General features: G+C 39.1%; 16 protein-coding genes. 3 read left to right on the forward strand and 13 right to left on the reverse strand.

Annotated features, from left to right (window positions below; all coding sequences use genetic code 11):
* Nucleotides 1-484: 484 nt before the first annotated feature.
* From purD to prmA, 6 genes are all read right to left on the reverse strand, one after another.
* Entirely contained in the window at nucleotides 485-1,771 is a 1,287-nt protein-coding gene (gene purD, locus H4J67_RS18545) for a phosphoribosylamine--glycine ligase (RefSeq protein WP_182170890.1), read from the reverse strand.
* A gap of 84 nt (nucleotides 1,772-1,855) precedes the next feature.
* Entirely contained in the window at nucleotides 1,856-2,683 is an 828-nt protein-coding gene (locus H4J67_RS18550) for a class I SAM-dependent methyltransferase (protein ID WP_182170893.1), read from the reverse strand.
* 257 nt (nucleotides 2,684-2,940) lie between these two features.
* Nucleotides 2,941-4,542: a bifunctional phosphoribosylaminoimidazolecarboxamide formyltransferase/IMP cyclohydrolase gene (gene purH / locus H4J67_RS18555; RefSeq protein WP_182170896.1), complete on the reverse strand. Its 1,602-nt coding sequence runs from the start codon at nucleotides 4,540-4,542 to the stop codon at nucleotides 2,941-2,943.
* Nucleotides 4,543-4,725: 183 nt separating this feature from the next.
* Nucleotides 4,726-5,013: a DNA-binding transcriptional regulator Fis gene (gene fis, locus H4J67_RS18560; protein WP_070375036.1), complete on the reverse strand. Its 288-nt coding sequence runs from the start codon at nucleotides 5,011-5,013 to the stop codon at nucleotides 4,726-4,728.
* A gap of 20 nt (nucleotides 5,014-5,033) precedes the next feature.
* A complete protein-coding gene (gene dusB / locus H4J67_RS18565; RefSeq protein WP_070375037.1) occupies nucleotides 5,034-5,999 on the reverse strand; it encodes a tRNA dihydrouridine synthase DusB in 966 nt (321 codons plus the stop codon).
* 194 nt (nucleotides 6,000-6,193) lie between these two features.
* Nucleotides 6,194-7,075: a 50S ribosomal protein L11 methyltransferase gene (gene prmA / locus H4J67_RS18570; RefSeq protein ID WP_182170899.1), complete on the reverse strand. Its 882-nt coding sequence runs from the start codon at nucleotides 7,073-7,075 to the stop codon at nucleotides 6,194-6,196.
* Nucleotides 7,076-7,198: 123 nt separating this feature from the next.
* Between prmA and H4J67_RS18575 the strand changes: the two genes are divergently transcribed.
* Both H4J67_RS18575 and H4J67_RS18580 read left to right on the forward strand, forming a co-directional pair.
* Nucleotides 7,199-7,687, forward strand: a complete 489-nt coding sequence (locus H4J67_RS18575) for a putative 4-hydroxy-4-methyl-2-oxoglutarate aldolase (RefSeq protein WP_182170922.1) — start codon at nucleotides 7,199-7,201, stop codon at nucleotides 7,685-7,687.
* A 50-nt stretch (nucleotides 7,688-7,737) separates the two neighbouring features.
* Nucleotides 7,738-8,703, forward strand: coding sequence for a bifunctional precorrin-2 dehydrogenase/sirohydrochlorin ferrochelatase (locus tag H4J67_RS18580; protein WP_182170902.1), 966 nt, complete (start codon nucleotides 7,738-7,740; stop codon nucleotides 8,701-8,703).
* 238 nt (nucleotides 8,704-8,941) lie between these two features.
* Here H4J67_RS18580 and H4J67_RS18585 read toward each other — a convergent pair whose 3' ends face one another.
* From H4J67_RS18585 to H4J67_RS18610, 6 genes are all read right to left on the reverse strand, one after another.
* Nucleotides 8,942-10,051 carry a DUF1513 domain-containing protein gene (locus tag H4J67_RS18585; protein WP_182204652.1) on the reverse strand — a complete coding sequence of 370 codons (1,110 nt, stop codon included), beginning with the start codon at nucleotides 10,049-10,051 and terminating at the stop codon, nucleotides 8,942-8,944.
* Nucleotides 10,052-10,064: 13 nt separating this feature from the next.
* Nucleotides 10,065-12,320 carry a TonB-dependent receptor domain-containing protein gene (locus H4J67_RS18590; RefSeq protein ID WP_182204654.1) on the reverse strand — a complete coding sequence of 752 codons (2,256 nt, stop codon included), beginning with the start codon at nucleotides 12,318-12,320 and terminating at the stop codon, nucleotides 10,065-10,067.
* A gap of 2 nt (nucleotides 12,321-12,322) precedes the next feature.
* Nucleotides 12,323-13,498, reverse strand: a complete 1,176-nt coding sequence (locus tag H4J67_RS18595; RefSeq protein ID WP_182170911.1) for an imelysin family protein — start codon at nucleotides 13,496-13,498, stop codon at nucleotides 12,323-12,325.
* Nucleotides 13,499-13,537: 39 nt separating this feature from the next.
* A complete protein-coding gene (locus H4J67_RS18600; RefSeq protein ID WP_182170925.1) occupies nucleotides 13,538-15,055 on the reverse strand; it encodes a di-heme oxidoredictase family protein in 1,518 nt (505 codons plus the stop codon).
* The gene (locus tag H4J67_RS18605) at nucleotides 15,055-16,707 is read right to left on the reverse strand and encodes a di-heme oxidoredictase family protein (protein WP_182170914.1); all 1,653 of its coding nucleotides are present in this window, start codon (nucleotides 16,705-16,707) and stop codon (nucleotides 15,055-15,057) included. Before H4J67_RS18605 ends, H4J67_RS18600 begins: the two co-directional genes overlap by 1 nt.
* Before the next feature lie 108 nt (nucleotides 16,708-16,815).
* Nucleotides 16,816-18,183 (reverse strand): imelysin family protein, encoded by a 1,368-nt coding sequence (locus tag H4J67_RS18610; RefSeq protein WP_182170917.1) that lies wholly within the window; start codon nucleotides 18,181-18,183, stop codon nucleotides 16,816-16,818.
* A 285-nt stretch (nucleotides 18,184-18,468) separates the two neighbouring features.
* Between H4J67_RS18610 and H4J67_RS18615 the strand changes: the two genes are divergently transcribed.
* Nucleotides 18,469-18,717, forward strand: coding sequence for a methyl-accepting chemotaxis protein (locus H4J67_RS18615; protein WP_182170919.1), 249 nt, complete (start codon nucleotides 18,469-18,471; stop codon nucleotides 18,715-18,717).
* Nucleotides 18,718-19,232: 515 nt separating this feature from the next.
* Here H4J67_RS18615 and H4J67_RS18620 read toward each other — a convergent pair.
* Nucleotides 19,233-19,330, reverse strand: a 98-nt coding sequence (locus H4J67_RS18620; RefSeq protein ID WP_220471634.1) for a hypothetical protein, incomplete at its 5' end; no start/stop codon positions are given.

Here is a 19,330-nt window from a genome sequence, read left to right on the forward strand (position 1 = left end):
GGAGCGTTGCTCCGTTGCTGCAGGCCTTGCCTGAAGCGAGATGCGCATGATACGCTTCTCAGTTTTGATGTCAACGTTTTATTTAATTTAATTTGAAGTTTCTTTTCGAAGATTCAAACCTTATCTATAAAACGTTAAGTTAACTACTTTACCCTAAAGTGATGTAGATAACTTATCAAAACGTTCGTTTGGGTTACCCCTTGGAACTGGAGCGCATTCTAGACATTTCTCGCTGGGCGTCAACCCTTTTTTGTCATATATTTGAAATAATCGATCGTTCGGTCAATTAACATACATACCGCGTTGTTATTGAGCTTTATTAAAGCTAATACAGTAATTATTAATTTTTTATCAGTTCTAACTAAACAAAGCCTAACAAGGATCATTTCAGTTTACTCTAGGAGATCTTGAGATATTCGTCGATTTTAGCTAATAAAAAAGCCTCTTAAAAGAGGCTTTCATTTCAACACTTAAAAAGTATAAGTTAACTTTGTTCTCTGGCGATGGCACGATAGGCAATATCTGTTCTAAATTGTACTTCTTCCCAGCTTATTTCGTGTAATAAAGCATACGCAGATTTTTGGGCTTGTGTAACCGTTTCGCCTAATGCAGTAGCACAAAGCACTCGACCGCCAGCCGTCACTATCTCACCATTAATTTCAGTGGTGCCCGCATGGAAAGTTTTTCTGTCTGGATGCTGGTTAGTTTCTAAACCTGAAATCACTTTACCTTTGGCGTAAGTGCCAGGATAACCGCCGGCCGCTAATACTACGCCTACAGCTGGACGTGGATCAAAATCAATAGTCGCTGTATCTAACTTACCAGCACAAGCCAGTAAGCATAATTCAACAATATCAGACTTTAAACGCATCATAATAGGTTGTGTTTCTGGATCACCAAATCGACAGTTGTATTCAATCACTTTTGGCGTACCTGTCGCATCTATCATCAAGCCAGCATATAAGAAACCGGTATAAGGGGCATCTTCTTTAGCCATACCCTGTACTGTAGGATATATGACTTCATCCATAATACGTTGATGAAGTTCAGCGGTAACTACTGGCGCTGGTGAATAAGCCCCCATTCCACCTGTATTTGGTCCTTCGTCATTATTATAAGCACGCTTATGATCTTGACTTGTTGCCATGGCTAAAACATTTTTGCCATCAACCATTACAATAAAGCTCGCTTCTTCACCATCTAAAAATTCTTCGATGACAACACGATGCCCTGCATCTCCAAAAGCATTACCAGCGAGCATATCTTTAATAGCGTCTTCAGCTTCTGGCAATGTCATTGCGACAATAACGCCTTTACCAGCTGCTAAGCCATCAGCTTTAATAACAATAGGTGCGCCTTTTTCACGAACATAAGCTAACGCAGCTTCTATTTCAGTAAAGTTTTGGTACCAGCCTGTAGGAATGTTGTGACGAGCTAAGAAGTCTTTAGTAAATGCTTTTGAACCTTCAAGTTGTGACGCTTTAGCACTTGGACCAAAAATAGTTAACCCCTCGGCTTGAAAAGCATCAACAACCCCGTCTACAAGTGGTTGCTCTGGGCCTACAATCGTTAGGGTAATGTTTTGAGTTTTAGCAAAGTTGACTAGTGCAGCAGTATCGCCAGCGGATATGGCAACATTTTCTACTTTATTTTCTGTTGCTGAACCGGCATTACCTGGTGCAACAAATACTTTTTCTACTTGTGATGATTGCGCAGCTTTCCATGCGAGTGCATGTTCACGACCACCACTACCTATTACTAAAACATTCATTTAACTTAACCCTACTTTATTTGCTAGAAAATATGCTAAAAAACTTGCGCCATTATAAGGGAAGTTATGGCGCAAGTCTTAAGATTATTTAGCTACTTTTGCAAATTTTAAAGTCATTCGATCACTTTCACCGATAACCAGATATTTTTCTCTATCTTTATCTTTTAATGCAAGTGACGGGGGTAATGTCCAGACACCTTTTTCATAACTTGCTATGTCTTTAGCATTAGCATTTACTTCACTACTGGCAATAAAAGTAAATCCAGCAGCTTCAGCTTGTGCAATTGTCGTCTCCACAGAAACATAGCCGCTATTCATATCGTTAGCTGTTGCACCTTTTGGTAAGCGATGTTCAACGACACCTAAAATACCACCGGTTTTTAATGCCTTAAAGGCATCAATAAAGACTTGGCTTACACCTTCTTCTCCCCAGTTATGTAAATTACGAAAAGTCAGTACCATATCGGCAGTACCAGCGGGGGCTAATTCACTGGCTTTCTTAGGCACAAAGTTAGAGAGTTCAACTTCACTAAACATCTCATGACTAGCCAATTTTTTTACTAACTTTTTACGGGAATTACTGTAATAGTTGTCTTCACCGGTATCAGGGTAATGAGCACCGATTAACTTTCCTTTGCCTTTTAACGCAGGGGCTAAAATTTCAGTGTACCAACCACCACCAGGTGTTATCTCAACAACAGTCATTGATGAATTAAAACCAAAAAATTCTAAGGTTTGTTGTGGATGACGATATTCATCACGTATTTTATTAGCTGCTGATCTATGTTCACTAGCAACCGCTTGGGCTAACTGTGTATTAGCCATAGGTTGCATGGCTTGATCAGCGTAAGAAACACTGGCTAATGACAGGCTGATGATTGAAGCTGATAATAAGGTTTTTATTGTTTTCATTTGCTTTTCCATATCAAGAATAAAGGTTAACTCGACATGTTATAGCAGATTTTAAAAGAAGAAACAGATAAGGAGGATAAAAGAAAGGCATTTAACCTTGTTGAAGTGTAACATTTTATCAACAAGGCTAATAAACCGTTAATTGGAAATGCTTTAAGCGGGTTAGTGAAAATTAAAAGCGGAAGCGTGAAGCGTAGGTTACCTACGTGAGCACTCCCAACGAATAATTTTATTTAACCAACAACAAGCAAACCGACTTAATGGCGGAAGTGGCGCATTCCGGTGAACACCATAGCTATGTTATGTTCATCGGCAGCGGCAATAACTTCATTATCACGCATAGAACCGCCCGGTTGAATAACAGCAGTAATACCCGCTTCAGCGGCAGCATCTAAACCATCACGAAATGGAAAGAATGCATCAGATGCCATGACTGAACCTTTAACTTCTAGGTTTTCATCTGCAGCTTTGATACCAGCAACTTTAGCAGAGTAAACTCGGCTCATTTGACCGGCACCGACACCAATAGTCATGCTATTTTTAACGTAAACAATCGCATTAGATTTCACGTATTTCGCTACTTTCCAACAGAATTGTAAGTCACGCATTTCATCAGCGGTTGGTTGACGTTTAGTAACAACTTTCAAATCATCGCTGGTCACTTTGCCTTGGTCTCTGTCTTGAACCAATAAGCCACCGTTAACACGTTTAAGATCAAAACCGGTAGTTTTGGTCGACCATTCACCACAGGCTAATAAACGTAAGTTAGGTTTAGCAGCAACAATTTGTGCCGCAGCCTCTGAAACACTTGGCGCGATAATAACTTCGACAAACTGGCGAGAAACAATAGCTTCTGCGGTGTCGGCATCTAATTCACGGTTGAAGGCAATAATGCCACCAAATGCTGAAGTAGGATCTGTACGGTAAGCACCTTCGTAAGCGGCTAAGATATTGTCACCAATAGAAACACCACAAGGGTTAGCATGTTTAACGATAACACACGCCGGCTCATCAAATTCTTTAACACATTCTAAAGCGGCATCCGTGTCAGCTATATTGTTATAAGAAAGCGCTTTGCCTTGTAATTGCTTAGCCGTTGAAACCGATGCTTCTTCAGGATTTGCTTCGACATAAAAAGCAGCATCTTGATGTGAGTTTTCACCGTAACGTAAATCTTCAGTTTTAATAAACTGACTGTTAAAGGTGCGTGGAAATTTGTTTTTTTCTTTAAAGTTAACTTCGCTTTTTTCACCGCTTCGCGCACTAAGCATTTTGCCAAAGTAATTTGCGATCATACCGTCGTAAGCTGCAGTATGTTCATAGGCAGCAATAGCTAAGTCAAAGCGTGTGTTATACATTAATGAATCATCGTTACTATTCATTTCTGCTAATACGCGCTCGTAATCGTGAGCATTAACAATAATCGTCACGTCTTTATGATTTTTTGCCGCTGCACGAACCATAGTGGGTCCACCGATATCAATATTCTCAATCGCGTTTTCTAAGCTACAGTTTTCATCACTAACTGCGTTAGCAAATGGGTAAAGGTTAACGACAACAAGATCAATCGCGCTAATATCGTTTTCAGCCATAACGGCTTCATCCATACCACGGCGCGCTAAAATTCCGCCATGAACTTTTGGATGAAGTGTTTTAACACGACCGTCCATAATTTCAGGGTGACCTGTGTATTTAGAAACTTCAGTAACTTGTATACCATTATCAGCTAATAATTTTGCTGTGCCGCCGGTTGATAAAATATCAACACCTTTTTGCGCTAAACTACGAGCGAAATCGACAATACCTGTTTTATCAGAAACACTTAATAATGCACGTTTGATTGGGCGTGGAGTATCCATTGCTTTATTGTTAACCTTAAAGTTAGTTTAATTGTCTGGCCGTTGACATTTGTCCTTGGCAGTGATTTTTTAAAATAAATTTTTTACTCAGTAATGAGTAGCTAGCTGAAGAAAACCCCTTAGCTAGAAATAAAGAAAGCACCCTAGGGTGCTTTCGATTGACAGGGACAACCTGTCTATTTTTTAGTTCATGCCGTATTTTTTAAGCTTCTTACGTAAAGTACCGCGATTGATACCTAACAAGTTAGCTGCACGTGTTTGGTTACCGCGCGTATACTTCATAACTTCTTCTAACATTGGCGCTTCGATTTCAGAAAGTACAAGGTCGTACATATCATCTACATCATTACCATTTAATTGCGATAAGTAGTTACTGATAGCTTGTTTAGCTTGAGTACGTAATGGAGAATACTCAGCTTGAGTTTGGATCTTGCCAGTAACGAATGGTGATGAAATATTTTGTTCAAACATAAAGTTCAGACTCTTTCTAGTTAATTTAAATTATCAAAATACAGTTCTAATGCATCAAGTTGATCGGTAGATGACTCTAACGCATTAAAAACAGAACGAAATTTTTTCTCTTGGTCATACGCGAGCATATACCAAGCAACGTGCTTACGAGCAAAACGAACACCCATAAAGTCACCGTAAAAGTTGTGTAAGTCCTTTACATGCCCAATAACTATCGGACAAATCTCTTCCAATGAGGGGGCAGACAAATGTTCACCCGTTTTCAAGAAATGATTAATCTCTCGAAAAATCCAAGGTTTCCCTTGGGCACCACGACCCACCATTACGGCATCAGCCCCAGTAAAATTTAATACCTGCGCCGCTTTGATTGCGCTGGTAATATCGCCATTAGCCACAACGGGAATACTAACCGCTTGCTTGATGGCTTTTATCGTTTCGTATTCCGCATCCCCTTTATAAAAATCATTACGGGTGCGACCATGAACGACTAAAGACTGAATACCGTTGTGCTCAGCAATTTTAGCAATTTCAATGCCGTTGCGAGTGTTCTCACACCAGCCGGTACGAATTTTAAGTGTTACTGGCACGTTTACCGCATCAACAACACTTCGCACTATTTCTTCAACTAATTTAGGTTCTTTTAATAATGCAGAACCCGCGAGCTTTTTATTGACCTTTTTAGCAGGACAGCCCATATTAATATCTATAATTTGTGCGCCATTTTCAACATTAACTTTAGCAGCAAACGCTAACTCTTCAGGATCTGAACCGGCAATTTGTACCGAACGAATACCTGCAAATTCACTATGAATACTTCGTCGCTTAGATTTTTCGGTATGCCATACTTTGGGATTAGACGAAATCATTTCTGACACGGCTAACCCTGCTCCCATTTGACAACACAGTTGTCGAAAAGGTTGGTCGGTTATTCCGGCCATTGGAGCAAGCATTACATTACTTGATAAAGTATACGAACCTATATTCATGTTGCTGTTTTTTTGAGCTACTATTCAAAAGGGCGCTAAGTTTACGTGTTTTTAAGGGAATTGAAAAGCATATAAATTGAACAATTCTTGCTTTTTTTTGCGTTTTTAATATTGACTTTTTGCAAACTATTGATGTGAGCAGAATTTGTACAAATAGCTAACGAATACTGCTCAATTAATAACAGGGTTTTTGACTAATTTTTTTTACCTGAAAGACGAACCCATTCATCTTGAACAGCAATGGCATCCATATCACACCAATGACTATAAATATTTTGCAGTTCATTGGCCTGTTCTTCTAAAACACCTGACAGTGCAAGGTGACCATTTGGTGCAACAAATTCAATAATCGTTGGTGCTAATTCACGTAATGGTCCGGCTAAAATATTAGCAACAACCACATCAGCTTTAAAACTTGGCTGATCTTTTGGTAAGAAAAGCTCTAAACGGTCTGCAATACCGTTGCGTTCAGCATTTGCTTTACTTGCTTGTAATGCTTGTGGGTCGATATCAATACCGATGACTTTTTTAGCGCCTAACTTGAGTGCCGCCAGCGATAAAATTCCTGAACCACAACCAAAATCAACTACAGTTTTTCCCACTAAATCTAATCCGTCTAACCAGATTAAACATAATGCCGTGGTTGGATGGGTGCCGGTGCCAAACGCTAAACCTGGATCAAGCATAACATTTACTGCATCGGGGTCAGGTACGTCCCGCCAGCTTGGACAAATCCATAAACGCTCACCGAATTTCATTGGATGGAAGTTGTCCATCCACTCTCTTTCCCAATCTTTATCTTCCAGTTGCTCTAACTTGTAAGCCATATTGTTTTTATCTGGATGGATACTTTTCAAATAAGTAATTGTTTTATCCATGTCATGGCTGGCATCGAATAAGCCCATTACCACGGTATTGTGCCAGTAGATAACTTCATCACCCGGAAGCGGCTCATAAATAGGGGTATCTTGAGCGTCGATAAACGTCACGGCTTGTGCGCCACAAGCACTTAACCAATCACTATATTTTTCTGATGTGTCTTCATTCGCACTTAAGCGAAGTTGTATCCAAGGCATGGGGAGGTGCTCACTGTAAATTTTTCACTAGTTTAGCATTTGTTAGTTAATACCTACAAAGACTTCTGCTAGAGTGTTGAGACAATGTAAAATATCCTACTTAGTCTATTAAGGAACCTTATGATGCTCGATCTTCTCCCTGATTTATATGACATTTACCCTGACGCATTAACATTGGCTCAACCGCTATTTACCGATTATGGCAAAGATAAAATATTCTACGGGGAAATAGTTACTGTTGATTGTTTTAATGACAATTCAAAAGTTAAAGCCTTAGTTGATACCGATGGTAAAGGTAAAGTGATGGTTGTAGATGGAAAAGCAAGTATTACTCATGCGCTTTTAGGTGATATGCTTGCTGAAAAAGCGGTTAAAAACGGCTGGCAAGGTATTGTTATTAATGGTTGTATTCGTGATGCAGGTACTATTGCCACACTCAACTTAGGTGTTAAAGCACTGGGGTGCTGCCCAATTAAAACTGAGAAACTAGGTATTGGTGAAGTAAATATTCCCATTGCTTTTGCTGGCATTCATTTTATTCCCGGACAGTTTATCTATGGCGACAGTAATGGCTTAGCCATCAGTGAAAAACTTTTATCATTACCGTCTTAACGCAATTGTTTAGGCTCATACACAGATTAAAGACAATATAGGTTATTTATATGAAATATTTTCCAATTTTCCTTGATGCTAAAAACATATCAGCAATGATTGTTGGTGGCGGTGACGTTGCCGCACGTAAAATTGAACTACTGCTAAAAAGTACGACAAATATTACCGTAATGGCTGAAAGTTTATCCCCTAGTGTTCAGCGCTTAATTGATATACATAAACTGCACTGGCTAACGCATAATTATAAAGGTGGATACTTGGCGGGGATTAACTTAGTCATTGCAGCTACCGATGATAGTGATGTTAATAAAGCGGTAGCAGCTGAGTCGCAATCTTTTAATCTTCTTACCAATGTAGTAGACCAGCCAGAGCTATGTACTTATATCACACCAGCTATTATTGATCGCTCACCGATGATCATTGCGATGTCTAGCTCTGGTAGTGCTCCTATACTCTTAAGAATGCTCAGAGAGCAAATTGAAAAAACGCTACCCAATGGCTACGGTAAACTCGCCGATTTTTGTTTTAAATTTAGAGACCATGTGAAAGTGAGAGTAAAAGGGCTTCGCAATCGTCGCTCGTTTTGGGAAAGTGTATTAAGAGGTCCTATTGGTGAAAATATCTTACAAGGAAATATACAAGATGCTGAACAGCAGCTTATCACGAGTTTAAAAAACGAAGTTCCTCTTCCTCAGGGTGAGATAGTATTTGTTCATACAAAAACAGGTAACCCAGATAAATTGACACTGCAAATTCACCGTGAAATGCAATTTGCCGATGCGGTATTTTATGATAATAACGTTAATATTGATTTTATTGAATATATACGTCGTGATGCTGATAAATATCCACAAAGTATTTCTTCAACAATTCAGGTTAACTTTCAGCATGCATTAGATTTATCAGAAAAAGGACAAAAAGTTATTTATCTCCTCGCTGGCTTTACAGAGCTACCTATAAACTCTGCTTTATCTTTAAGTATGACAAGGAAGACACAACTCGTTTGTGCCGACTGATTCAGCACAACGTTAAAATGAGCACAAAAAAATAGGCTCTATTTACATAGAGCCTAATAAAAACAATACTTTGCGCAAACATTGTTTTATCTGGAGAAGGTAACACAAAAAAATGGTTAAAAAACGCACAATTAAATTGGTGCATTCAAACAAGTAAGCAACGTCTTTATTGGTTAATCAACCTAAAAATGATAACAAAACTCTTTACAAATGCAAACAATAATAATTAGCATTTGCGTTAGGTGATTTTCATCGCTAGTAAGTGGTTATCCCACCTTAGCTGATTAAATGAAAAAGCAAGCCTTGATGAAGAGATGCTACCTTTAGCAAGTTCAGCAATTTGACCTTTACCACTGCTTGCAAATAACTTATCGGTATAAGCAAGGCCAGCACCGTCAGATAAACGTTCAGTACCTAAAAAACTATCATTATTTAAAGACCAATACGTGATCATATCTGCGCGAGGACAACTTATTGCCACTAACGAATTATTATCGTCAACACAGATACTTGCCGTATATTGATTCATCGACCGCCACTGCTGCTTTGACGCTTTTAAATACTTTAATGAAGAGCCTTGTATATGAGAAACCGCTAAAGGAACAAGATCTGTTCGAATTCCCTGGTACTGCAGGCCGGCAATAACCTTATCTTTTGCACTAACACCAAGGTGCCTAATACTCAACTGTGGGTTATCGAGTTGATGCTGCTCAATAATTTTTCCTGAAACTAAATCTAAATAGGATAAGTTGGGCTTCATCGAGTCTATATTAAGTTTTTTTCTTGGCTGATCAGGATGAGTTTTAATGCCACCATTGGCAATAGCTAACGTTTCATCATTAGACATCAACGCAATTTGGTGAGGACCAATGCCACCTGACGGATATCTATTAATTATTTGGTAATTACTTGCATCACGTTCAACAATAAAACCATTACCCGTGCCAAAGTGATTTTCACTGGTCAATAACGTATTTTCTCTCGTCGATAACACACCGTGACCATAGAAATGATAACCCTGCTCAGGCCTTATATGATGAACTATTTGTCCTGAAATAAAGTCAACTTCAAATGCATAAAGACCAGGTCGTCGTGCAAAAATTATTGCCCGACCTGGTTTACCTTCAATATTAATAGCGTCATGGCCACGTGCAGGTAAAGAGATACGGCTAATCTCATTACCCTGTAAATCAACCGCACAGACAAAGTGCTGATTATTATGATCTGTAGCAGCACTGACCAACCAATATTGTTCAGCTTTGCTACTAGAAACGAAAGCAAATAGCCCGGTAGCAGTGCAAGCTAAGGTTGCGGTTGCGGTCAAAAAACGTCGACGCGTTAACGACATGATAATTTATCCATTAGAAGGTAAATTTTATACCCGTAGTCGCTTGTCTTGGTTTACCCGGTCGAGCCCCAAAAGGCCGGCGAGAAACAATAACAGTTTCATCGGTTAAATTATCAATCTTCAGATAAGCTTTAAAATTATCAGAAAATAGATACCAAGATGAAAAGTCAAGCTGTTGTAGCTCATCAGTCCATAATCCAGAAAGTTCGGTATTATCACCGGCAGCTTCTTGCATTGCCTCTACGTGTTTTAATAATAGGGCAGCACGCCAATTTTCATGCTGAAGTGCCACTTCGATACTTATTTGATTTTCGGGTAAATAAGGTAAGGCATCACCACTTTTAACACGGCCCCATTGGGAAAAGTTTGATTGAAAACTATTCTGAAATTCAGACTCTGTGTGGGTGTAGGCTACGTTAATCGGTAACGTCAATCCTTTGGTTAACTCAAATTCAGTAGTAAAGCTGGCTTCTAAGCCATAAACGTTTACTTCGCCAGCATTAAATTCTTCATCTAGTGTTTGATCACAACCGCTTGAAAACGTACAAGTGCCCTTAAGGTTACTGTAATCGTTATAAAAACCTATAACTTCTGCTCTAAGCGCTTGCTGGCTATAACGTACACCAAACTCATAATTCCAACTCTCTTCTGGATTGACACTATCGCCCTGCCCTGGGCTATTTGGAACATAACCTTTGTTAACCCCAAGTAATAAACCAAGACTTTCATCTATTTTGTAAAAAACACCTAAGCCGGGCATAACAACCGTGCCTGATGATGTTAACTTTTTACCAGTTAAATAGTCATGACTTTCACCTTTAATATATTCAACGCGCACACCTGCAGTAATATTAAATTGGCCAAGATCTACATTTGCATTTACATAACTCGCCAGCGCCGTAGCGCTATCTTTATTTTGGGTGGTGGTTTGCTGTTGCTCATCGGCAAAAACTAATTCATCTCTTTGCATAAAGTATTGATCGGCACGGTGATTTCGTTCGACTTCATCTCGATGAAAACGCAAGCCAGCATCGAGTACTAAATCAGCCCCCATCAACTTGCTGTCCCACAGTAACTTAGTCTCAAGTCCTTGTGAGTAATAGCGGCGATCATTTAACGTAAAGAGTAAGTTTTCTTCCGATGTGGCTGAATCTCGTTCACCCTTTAATATTTCCATAAATAAAGCATTAATACCGGTTTCGGGAGATGTTAATATCGTTTGCATACTCCGACTTGAATTAAAACTATCTAATCTATCCCAATCTCGATCAAACTCACGATGGTAAGCTTGGGTATAAAAGCTAGTTTGGTCATCTAATTCAATATAATGAGATAGCTGAAACTGATAATGCTCCCAATCCATTTTATCGTTTTTACTGGCTATGTATCGACGTTCAGTATTTTCAGTAAAATCTTCATCCGTTAACCCTAAATACGTTTCATTTGAAACTTCATCAGAATAACCACCTTTGAACTGCCATATTTGATAATACTGCGAATTTTTAGGAACAAAGTTGACCTTGAAAATAACCTCATTTTTTTTAAAACCAGTATCGCCACCACCATCTAGCGCTTTAAAGCCATCAGAATTAATCGTTAGCCCTTCGATCAAAAAACCTAACTCTCCATAGCCAGCAAGCGTAGCGGTTTGACTAAAATAACCATGCGCTTTTTGGTAGTTGTCTTGACCAAGCGCTAAATCGATTTTTACTAGCGGTTCTTGAGCACGACTAATAGGACGTGACAGCATATTAATTGCACCACCCACTGTATTTGGGCCATACTTTATTGCTGAAGGGCCCTTAAATACTTCGACCTGACTCATACGTGACATTAATGGAAAATAATAGGCGGCAGGTGCTGCATAGGGAGCTGGAGCAATAAGAATACCATCTTCCATAATAGCAACTTTACTACTCCTTTCTGTCGTTGCACCACGTAAACCAATATTGGGCCGTAACCCATAACCATCTTCTTCTCTGATATAGACCCCAGGAACTGACTGTAATACCCGATGAATATCATCAAATTCAAATTGCTCTAACGTTTCTTCACCCAGCACAAAAGCAGATCCCGTTGTGGTTGCTAATTGATTCCGCTGGCCAAAAATACTGATCACTTCAAGCTGTTTTTCTTGTTGGTTGTTAGCTAGTTTTTGTTGCTCTTGCACTTTTTTACTTTCAAGCTCTGCAGCTTGTGCAGTCAACGTCATTTGGGTCAAGTAAATTGAACAAAGTAGAGCAACTTGAGTTAAAGGAAATTTCAGCACGCTTAATCACCATCATTTGAGTTAAAACCAATATTGATATCAGTTGCTTGAATAAAATCGATAGACAATACATCGCGCAGAACACGTAATTTTTGAATATTGTTATCAATAATGAATCGACCTTCATCACTACTGAGTAATTCTGTATATAAACCAGACAAGGCTTCAGTTGCCGTTATTGCTCCAGTAATACTATCGTTCATCTGTGCAGCAATGGTGTGTTGACCTAAAAATTCAACAAGTATTTTTTCAAAGCTATGGCCACCGCCAGCGCTATATATTTGCTGAAATGATAGTACATTTGTTTTAATGCTGACTAGTGATTGTTCACTGCGGTAAAACTCTGCAGCAGATGGGCTTCCAGGAGCAGTTAAAGCAAAAGGCAGAAGCATTTTTTCGTCTTTAACTCGCTCAACTTGTTCTAGCCAATTAGTGACAATTTCTTCGACTGCATCCTTAACACCAGTAAATTCACCGTTGCCGCCAATTACTTGTGCGATATAATTCCCACCAGTTGCCTGCCATGCATCGAGAACATCCCCACTAATAGTTGTTACATTGTCGCTTACCGCTACCATCACTTCACACCGTTTACTTTTATTACTCGCGCTCAGTAACGAGTCTTGATTTGTTGTAGGATAGAGCAAGTACTCTAGCGCAGGAACACCTTGACCACTGACACTACTTTTAGCAATGGCATTGGCATCTAGGGTAGTTTGAGTAAGTAAGAAGTTATCAACATCCCTTACAACGTAACCTCTACTGTCAGGCCATAATTGTATTCTAAAGTTTCGATTATGCTGCAAAATAGGTCCGATTTTTAACCATTGAATACTCTGCCAAGCTACATTTAATTCCTGCCAAGCCACTCTTAATTCGGTTAGGTCTGATGCCTTAGCATTATCGAGTTGACAAAACGCTGTACTGCTAACAGAAAACTGTTTGGCTTTAGTCTCTAATGTTTGATAGTTAGGCAAGATAACCTTGTTACTTAAATCGGTTAGCCACAAGGTAAACTGATCATCAAGTGTCCCACTCGCCTTAGTTGGTATGGTTGGCGAGACTGGAGTAACTGGCATTATTTCCTTTTCACTTCCACCACCACAGCCAACGAGTACGAGTGTGCCAACAAGTAATACTTGCTGATAAAAACAGTTAATTGATTGGATATTTCTCATTGTTATTTCCTGATATTTTTCAATTGAAATTGAATTAAGCTAAATGGCTTTTAAGAATTTTATTAAATTTTGTCGTTGGCTCGATGTTAACTGAGTAAATTTTTTTTGCGCAGCTTCTGCTTCCCCACCATGCCATAAAATTGCCTCACTAATACTATGAGCTCGGCCATCATGTAAAAATCGTTGCTGTTTAGTGGTCGACTTTTGCAGGCCAATCCCCCATAAAGGAGGTGTTCGCCACTCTTGACCATTCGCATCATCTTCTATGACATTGTCTGCTAAGTTTTTGCCCATGTCATGTAATGCTAAATCGGTATACGGCCAAATAAGTTGATTGGCTAAAACCTCTACCGGATAATTCTTATCGGTTTTATAGCTTGGGGTATGACATTGTTGGCAACCCATTTGATAAAAATGTTCACGCCCTTTTAAGGCTTCTTCTTGGGCTAAACTTCGAGCAGGCGGCACACCTAATAATTGATTAAAACTGACCACTAACGCGAATAATTTATCAGAAATTTCAATAGGAACTTCCTGATGACGATTATTGATTGAAGGTTCACCTAAAATCGCAGTTTTTTGGCAAATGACTTGTGACTCAGTACAACTTTCCGTTGGAAATAAGCTGTTAGTAATACCAATATCATTGCGAAATGCAGCCCCAACTTGTTGGGCTAAAGTAGGATGTTTGGCCTTAAATGAAAATCGGCCAATATCTATAGTACCTGTAGCAACATTTAATACCCGGTTATACTTAGCTGAAATGCCGTCTTGGTTATTGTCGTTACTGTCTTCTTGGACAAGTAGGTCATCTACATGAATAGCATCAAGTAAACCCGCGCCAAAAATATTAGGAGCAAAACGTGGAGTCATACCAATATGCGGAGCCAATTCACCATAAGCCATGTGAGTCAGTTGGTATGTAGGCTGACTTAATTCATAGGCAGTACCATCACTATAATACCCAGAGACAGTCTGATAACTAAGTTCAACTAGTGCCTCGCCTTTTGGTGCATGTTCAAGTTTAGAGTGCCTGAACAATATACCCCTTGGTTGAATTTGATCTCCATAATTTGGGTCAACCAAGGATAGTCCCTCCACTAATACTGGCGTATGGTCACTAAAATTTTGGAAATTATCACGCAAACCGAGTTTTATCACTAAAGATGGCATACTTTCGCCAACCACTGGCATTGGCCCGCGACTCCCTGCATCATGACAACTAATACATGACCGTGTATTAAATAATGGTCCTAACCCATCTCGAGATTTAGTAGAACTTGGTGAAGCAACCCATGGGTCTCTAAAAAATGAAAAACCCGTCCAAAAATTTAATTTTTGCATGCCTGTAACGGCTGCTCCAGGGTGAATATAGCTTTGCTTTTGCAATCGCTTGACGGTCATAGTGCCACCAGGAGCCAATTCGCTTTGCTGAAAATCAGGGGCTTTATTCTCTGAACAACCCAAAGTAAAAATAACAATTATAAAGAACAGATACTTCGTCAATATTTTTATCAGTGCTGCACTTCGATAAAAAGCTGATTTGTTTTTTCTCATCACAACGACTCAACAAACTGTAATAACTGCTGTCGCTCAATTTGGCTTAATTGCATAAAAGCATTTTTACTGTTTAGTGCTTCACCATCATGCCAAAGAATAGCTTCCTCGATTGTTCTAGCCCGACCATCATGTAAAAAAGTGGCTTCTGGGTTAACCGTCTGCACTAGACCTATACCCCAAAGAGGAGGAGTCTTCCATTCTGTACCCGAAGCATCACCTTGAATAAGATCATCGGCTAACCCCTCGCAACGTTGCACATATTCACATTCAGCACCACTAGTGCATGATTGCCCATTAATCAGTTCACGAGTTACTGCACAAGAGCCCCCCATATCATGAAGTAATAAGTCGGTATAAGGAAAAATTGTTTGCTCAGACAACACTTCAATGGGCTCAGCATTAGGCTCCAAGGATAACAAGGTTAATTGCCCTAAAACACTTCCCGCTGCTAAGCCTGTAATATGCCTAGGCGTATGACATCCCACACAGTTTGACGTAAAAAATAACTTTCGACCTTCTACTATATTACTTTCCCATTCTACACTCTTTGGATCGTAACCACGTCTAGCTGGAACGCCTAGTAATCGATTATAAAATTCAACTAACGCCAATTCTTTATTACTAACATCGGTTTTATCTGCTGTTTTTATTTCTTGTTCAGCGATAAAGTGACAAGATAGCTGTTGCTCAGAGCAAGGTTCATTGACAAATATACTTGTGGTAAGACCCATGTCTCCTTGATAAGCAGATGCTGCTTGCTGTAATACTGATGGGTTTTGTGCTTTATAAGTAAAACGCCCTAGGGCCATCTCTCCAGTTATTACATCAGTAACCATAGATGGACGTCCAGAAATTCCATCATTATCATGATCTGACACGTCGACCAGTGCTAAGATATTTTCAGCAGGTATGGCCTCTAATAAACCAACGCCATGTATTCCCGGTGCTAATCGAGGAGAAAAGCGAATACCCTCAATAAATTCACCAAAACTTAGATCTTTTATTCGATAAACAGGTGAACGTAATTGGTAGCTACTGCCGTCAGGATATTGTCCTGACAATGTTACATATTCAATATATGGTGTTGCTTCTCCAACTAATTCATTGCCATTTAATGAACCGTCATAAACAGCCAATCCTAAATTAATATCACCACCATCAAAGCTTTGTACAGCAAAGGGCTGTAATTGATCACCATAAATGGGATCTTTTGCACCAGTTTCATCAGCAAGTTTAAATAACATCGTTAACATAGGTTCTGTTTTTGACAAGGGTAGCTCTCCACGTCCATCACTGATATGACAGTTTTGGCAAGCGGAATTATTAAGCAATGGACCGATATCGGTATGTTTAGTCCTAAATAAGTGATCACCCGCCGTAAAAAAGCCATCTTGTTTAAAATTACTTTTAATCATTTGGGGGCGAGTGCCAAAAGCATCTTTATTAGTCACAAATACAGTTGCATCTCCACCCGTTAAATATTCTTCAATTAAAATAATATCTTCTGATAACGGTGTTAAACCACTATGGTCTAAAAGAACAACGGGGGGTATTGGTGGTAAAACGATGACTGACTCTGCTTTTTTAGAACTACCGCCACATGCCCCTAAAAAACTAGTAGCTAATATCAATACAACGATTTTCTTCATCAATTCTGTCACCATTTTACTCTTAAATTCTTTATGTCACTCAAGCTAGAGATGGGCCCTTAAGAGCCCATGATTTAATATATATTTGAAGAATGCTTACACTGCAGATTATTCAATAGTTGTACTACCATCTTGTTTTAGATCACCAGCCGTAACACCAAGTGCATCGATCACTTGTTCTATGTCATCAGTTTGAGTTACTAATCCTGCAATAACCGCCACAACATTCGGCTGTTCAATATCTGTTGCTGTTAACACATCAAATGGTATACCCATTTTTGCTTTTGTATCAATAACCGCTGCGGCCGACATCGTTGCTTCTAGTGAACCACGTAATTTATTCGCTAACACATGTTCACCTTCAGTAACTAACAGGTCATAAATAGATGCACCTTCAATAACTTCCCCGTCAATACGCGTATATTTTGCATTAAATGTATTCTGAACACCTTTTGCATTCAAGAAAATATCACGGTGTGTATTATCACTAAAACATGAATGCTCATCTTCCTGTGAATTATTGATTAATGCGATATTTATACGCTCGCTTCCCAATTCACCGTAACTTAAACGACCCATACCTTCGAGTATAAGGCCTAGTGACTCGTCACCACCTGCAACAAAAGTTTTATAATGGCTGCCACTTTGTGGCTCCCATGCATTAACAACAGTTTTAAGATCTTCTATTAAAATATCTGCAGCAAGCATTAAGTATTGACCTCGACGCTGACAAGTTACTACGGTAATAGTATTACCTGCACCCGAAGTACATGCGCCATCGAGTGCGTAATCACTCACTGGTCGTTGGCCTGGCGTATTATCTCTGACACCTGCGCCAGTTAAATCGTCATTTAAATCTTGACCCCAAAGTAAAAACTCTATGGCGTGGTAGCCAGTAGTTACGTCAGCATCACCATTCTTTTCAAATAGACCTTCTAGCAAAGCTTTATCAATTGTTGCAGTACCTGCAATAATATTTGTTCCTTCTAACGTTGCAATCCCGTCATCACCGTCTACTTGACCAGCGATGTAATCAATAACAGCTTCACCTAGAGGCCAAGCATTTAATGCGCCTTCAACTCCACCTTCGCTTCCATCGGCATTGGTATCGATTGGACCACCACGGAAACGATAAACTTCAGTTTGTCCGTAAGGTTCACGTGATGCTTTCCACGATTCTTTAGCTGTAAAAAAGTTTGCACTTGTTGGAGTAGCAACAAATGTAGCTAATGAATCACGTAACGTTATCGCTGCAAACAACGAATCAGAGTATGCTGCATAAGCAATATTGGCATTAGTAATAATGACATCTTCTCGGGTTACAAAATTACTAACTCCTGAGATTCCAGCGGCACCTTCGACCCCATTAGTACCTGCAAGACCTTCCTTGCCATCATCACCATCGTCTACACATGCCGTTAAAGCACTTGCTAATAAAATTGCTATTGTTATTTTATGTACAGGACCGAAATTCATTATTTCCTACCTACCTATGTTTAATATTGAGTGTTGTATGTTCGTAAGATTTAATAATAGTAACGAAAAATAACAGAAACATCAATACAAATAACAATAGTTATCGTTTGTATTTGTATTTGTATTTGTATTTACATTGACTTTAAGTTGCGTGCCTAGGTTATATTTAACGTTGTGATTACTCATTCACTGTATGCGTTAGTATTTAATTTCTACATTTTAAATCTTTAAGTGGTTGTTAGTTTAAGGTCAAACATATCGGTAGTTTTAGGTGTAGTACTCACTATGATCAGAGCAATTGCCGATCAGACGGATTTTTTAGCACTCAATGCAGCTGTTAATAAAGCTGACAGTGCTGGAGAAAAAGGTAGAGGTATTTCTTCTGTCGCTGAGGAAGTGCTTAGTATAGGAACGCCTATAAAAGAGTCTACTAGCAATATAGAATCAATCATTGATGAATTAAAAATTTCAGCAACTAAGGCTGCAGCCGTTTTGGATAATAACAAAAATCAAGTAAAACCGAGCGAATACTAACCGAATAAGTACATAATATATTTAACGAGATACCGTGTATTATCAAGAAATTTCAATAACAAACTAATGAGATTCTAAAGCGGTTACTCAGCAATTATCTGTCGCTGAAGGGGTATCAAAAAATGTACAAAATACCCAATGACTTAGCTTTGATACTGTCAAAAGTGCCTTAAAGATGGCTAAGAGCCTAGACAGTTTACTTGCAAACTTAAACGCGTTAAGTACTGTGGTGAGACAATTTATAATTTTGCTACATTCAACACGTTAGAACCTATATCTATCAAGATACAATAATATTTAATCTATAGAAATAACCTGCAGCTCATTGCGGTCACTGACCTTTCATAACTTGATGTCAACTATGAAGCTAAGACAGTCTCATTGAACGGCTAAGTTATTAACACCTGCTCTGTATTGGCAACTTTGACTGTTTTGACAGTTTCGTTAAAATTTAGACATAAAAAAAGACGCCTAAGCGTCTTTTTTTGAGTTCTAGTGAGAACTAAAATCTGCAATTATGCGATGATTTTAGATACAACACCAGCACCAACAGTACGACCACCTTCACGGATAGCGAAGCGTAAACCTTCATCCATCGCTACTGGGTTGATTA

Origin of the sequence: Colwellia sp. BRX10-4 (assembly GCF_014077465.1) — a bacterium.
Classification (GTDB): Bacteria; Pseudomonadota; Gammaproteobacteria; order Enterobacterales; family Alteromonadaceae; genus Colwellia_A.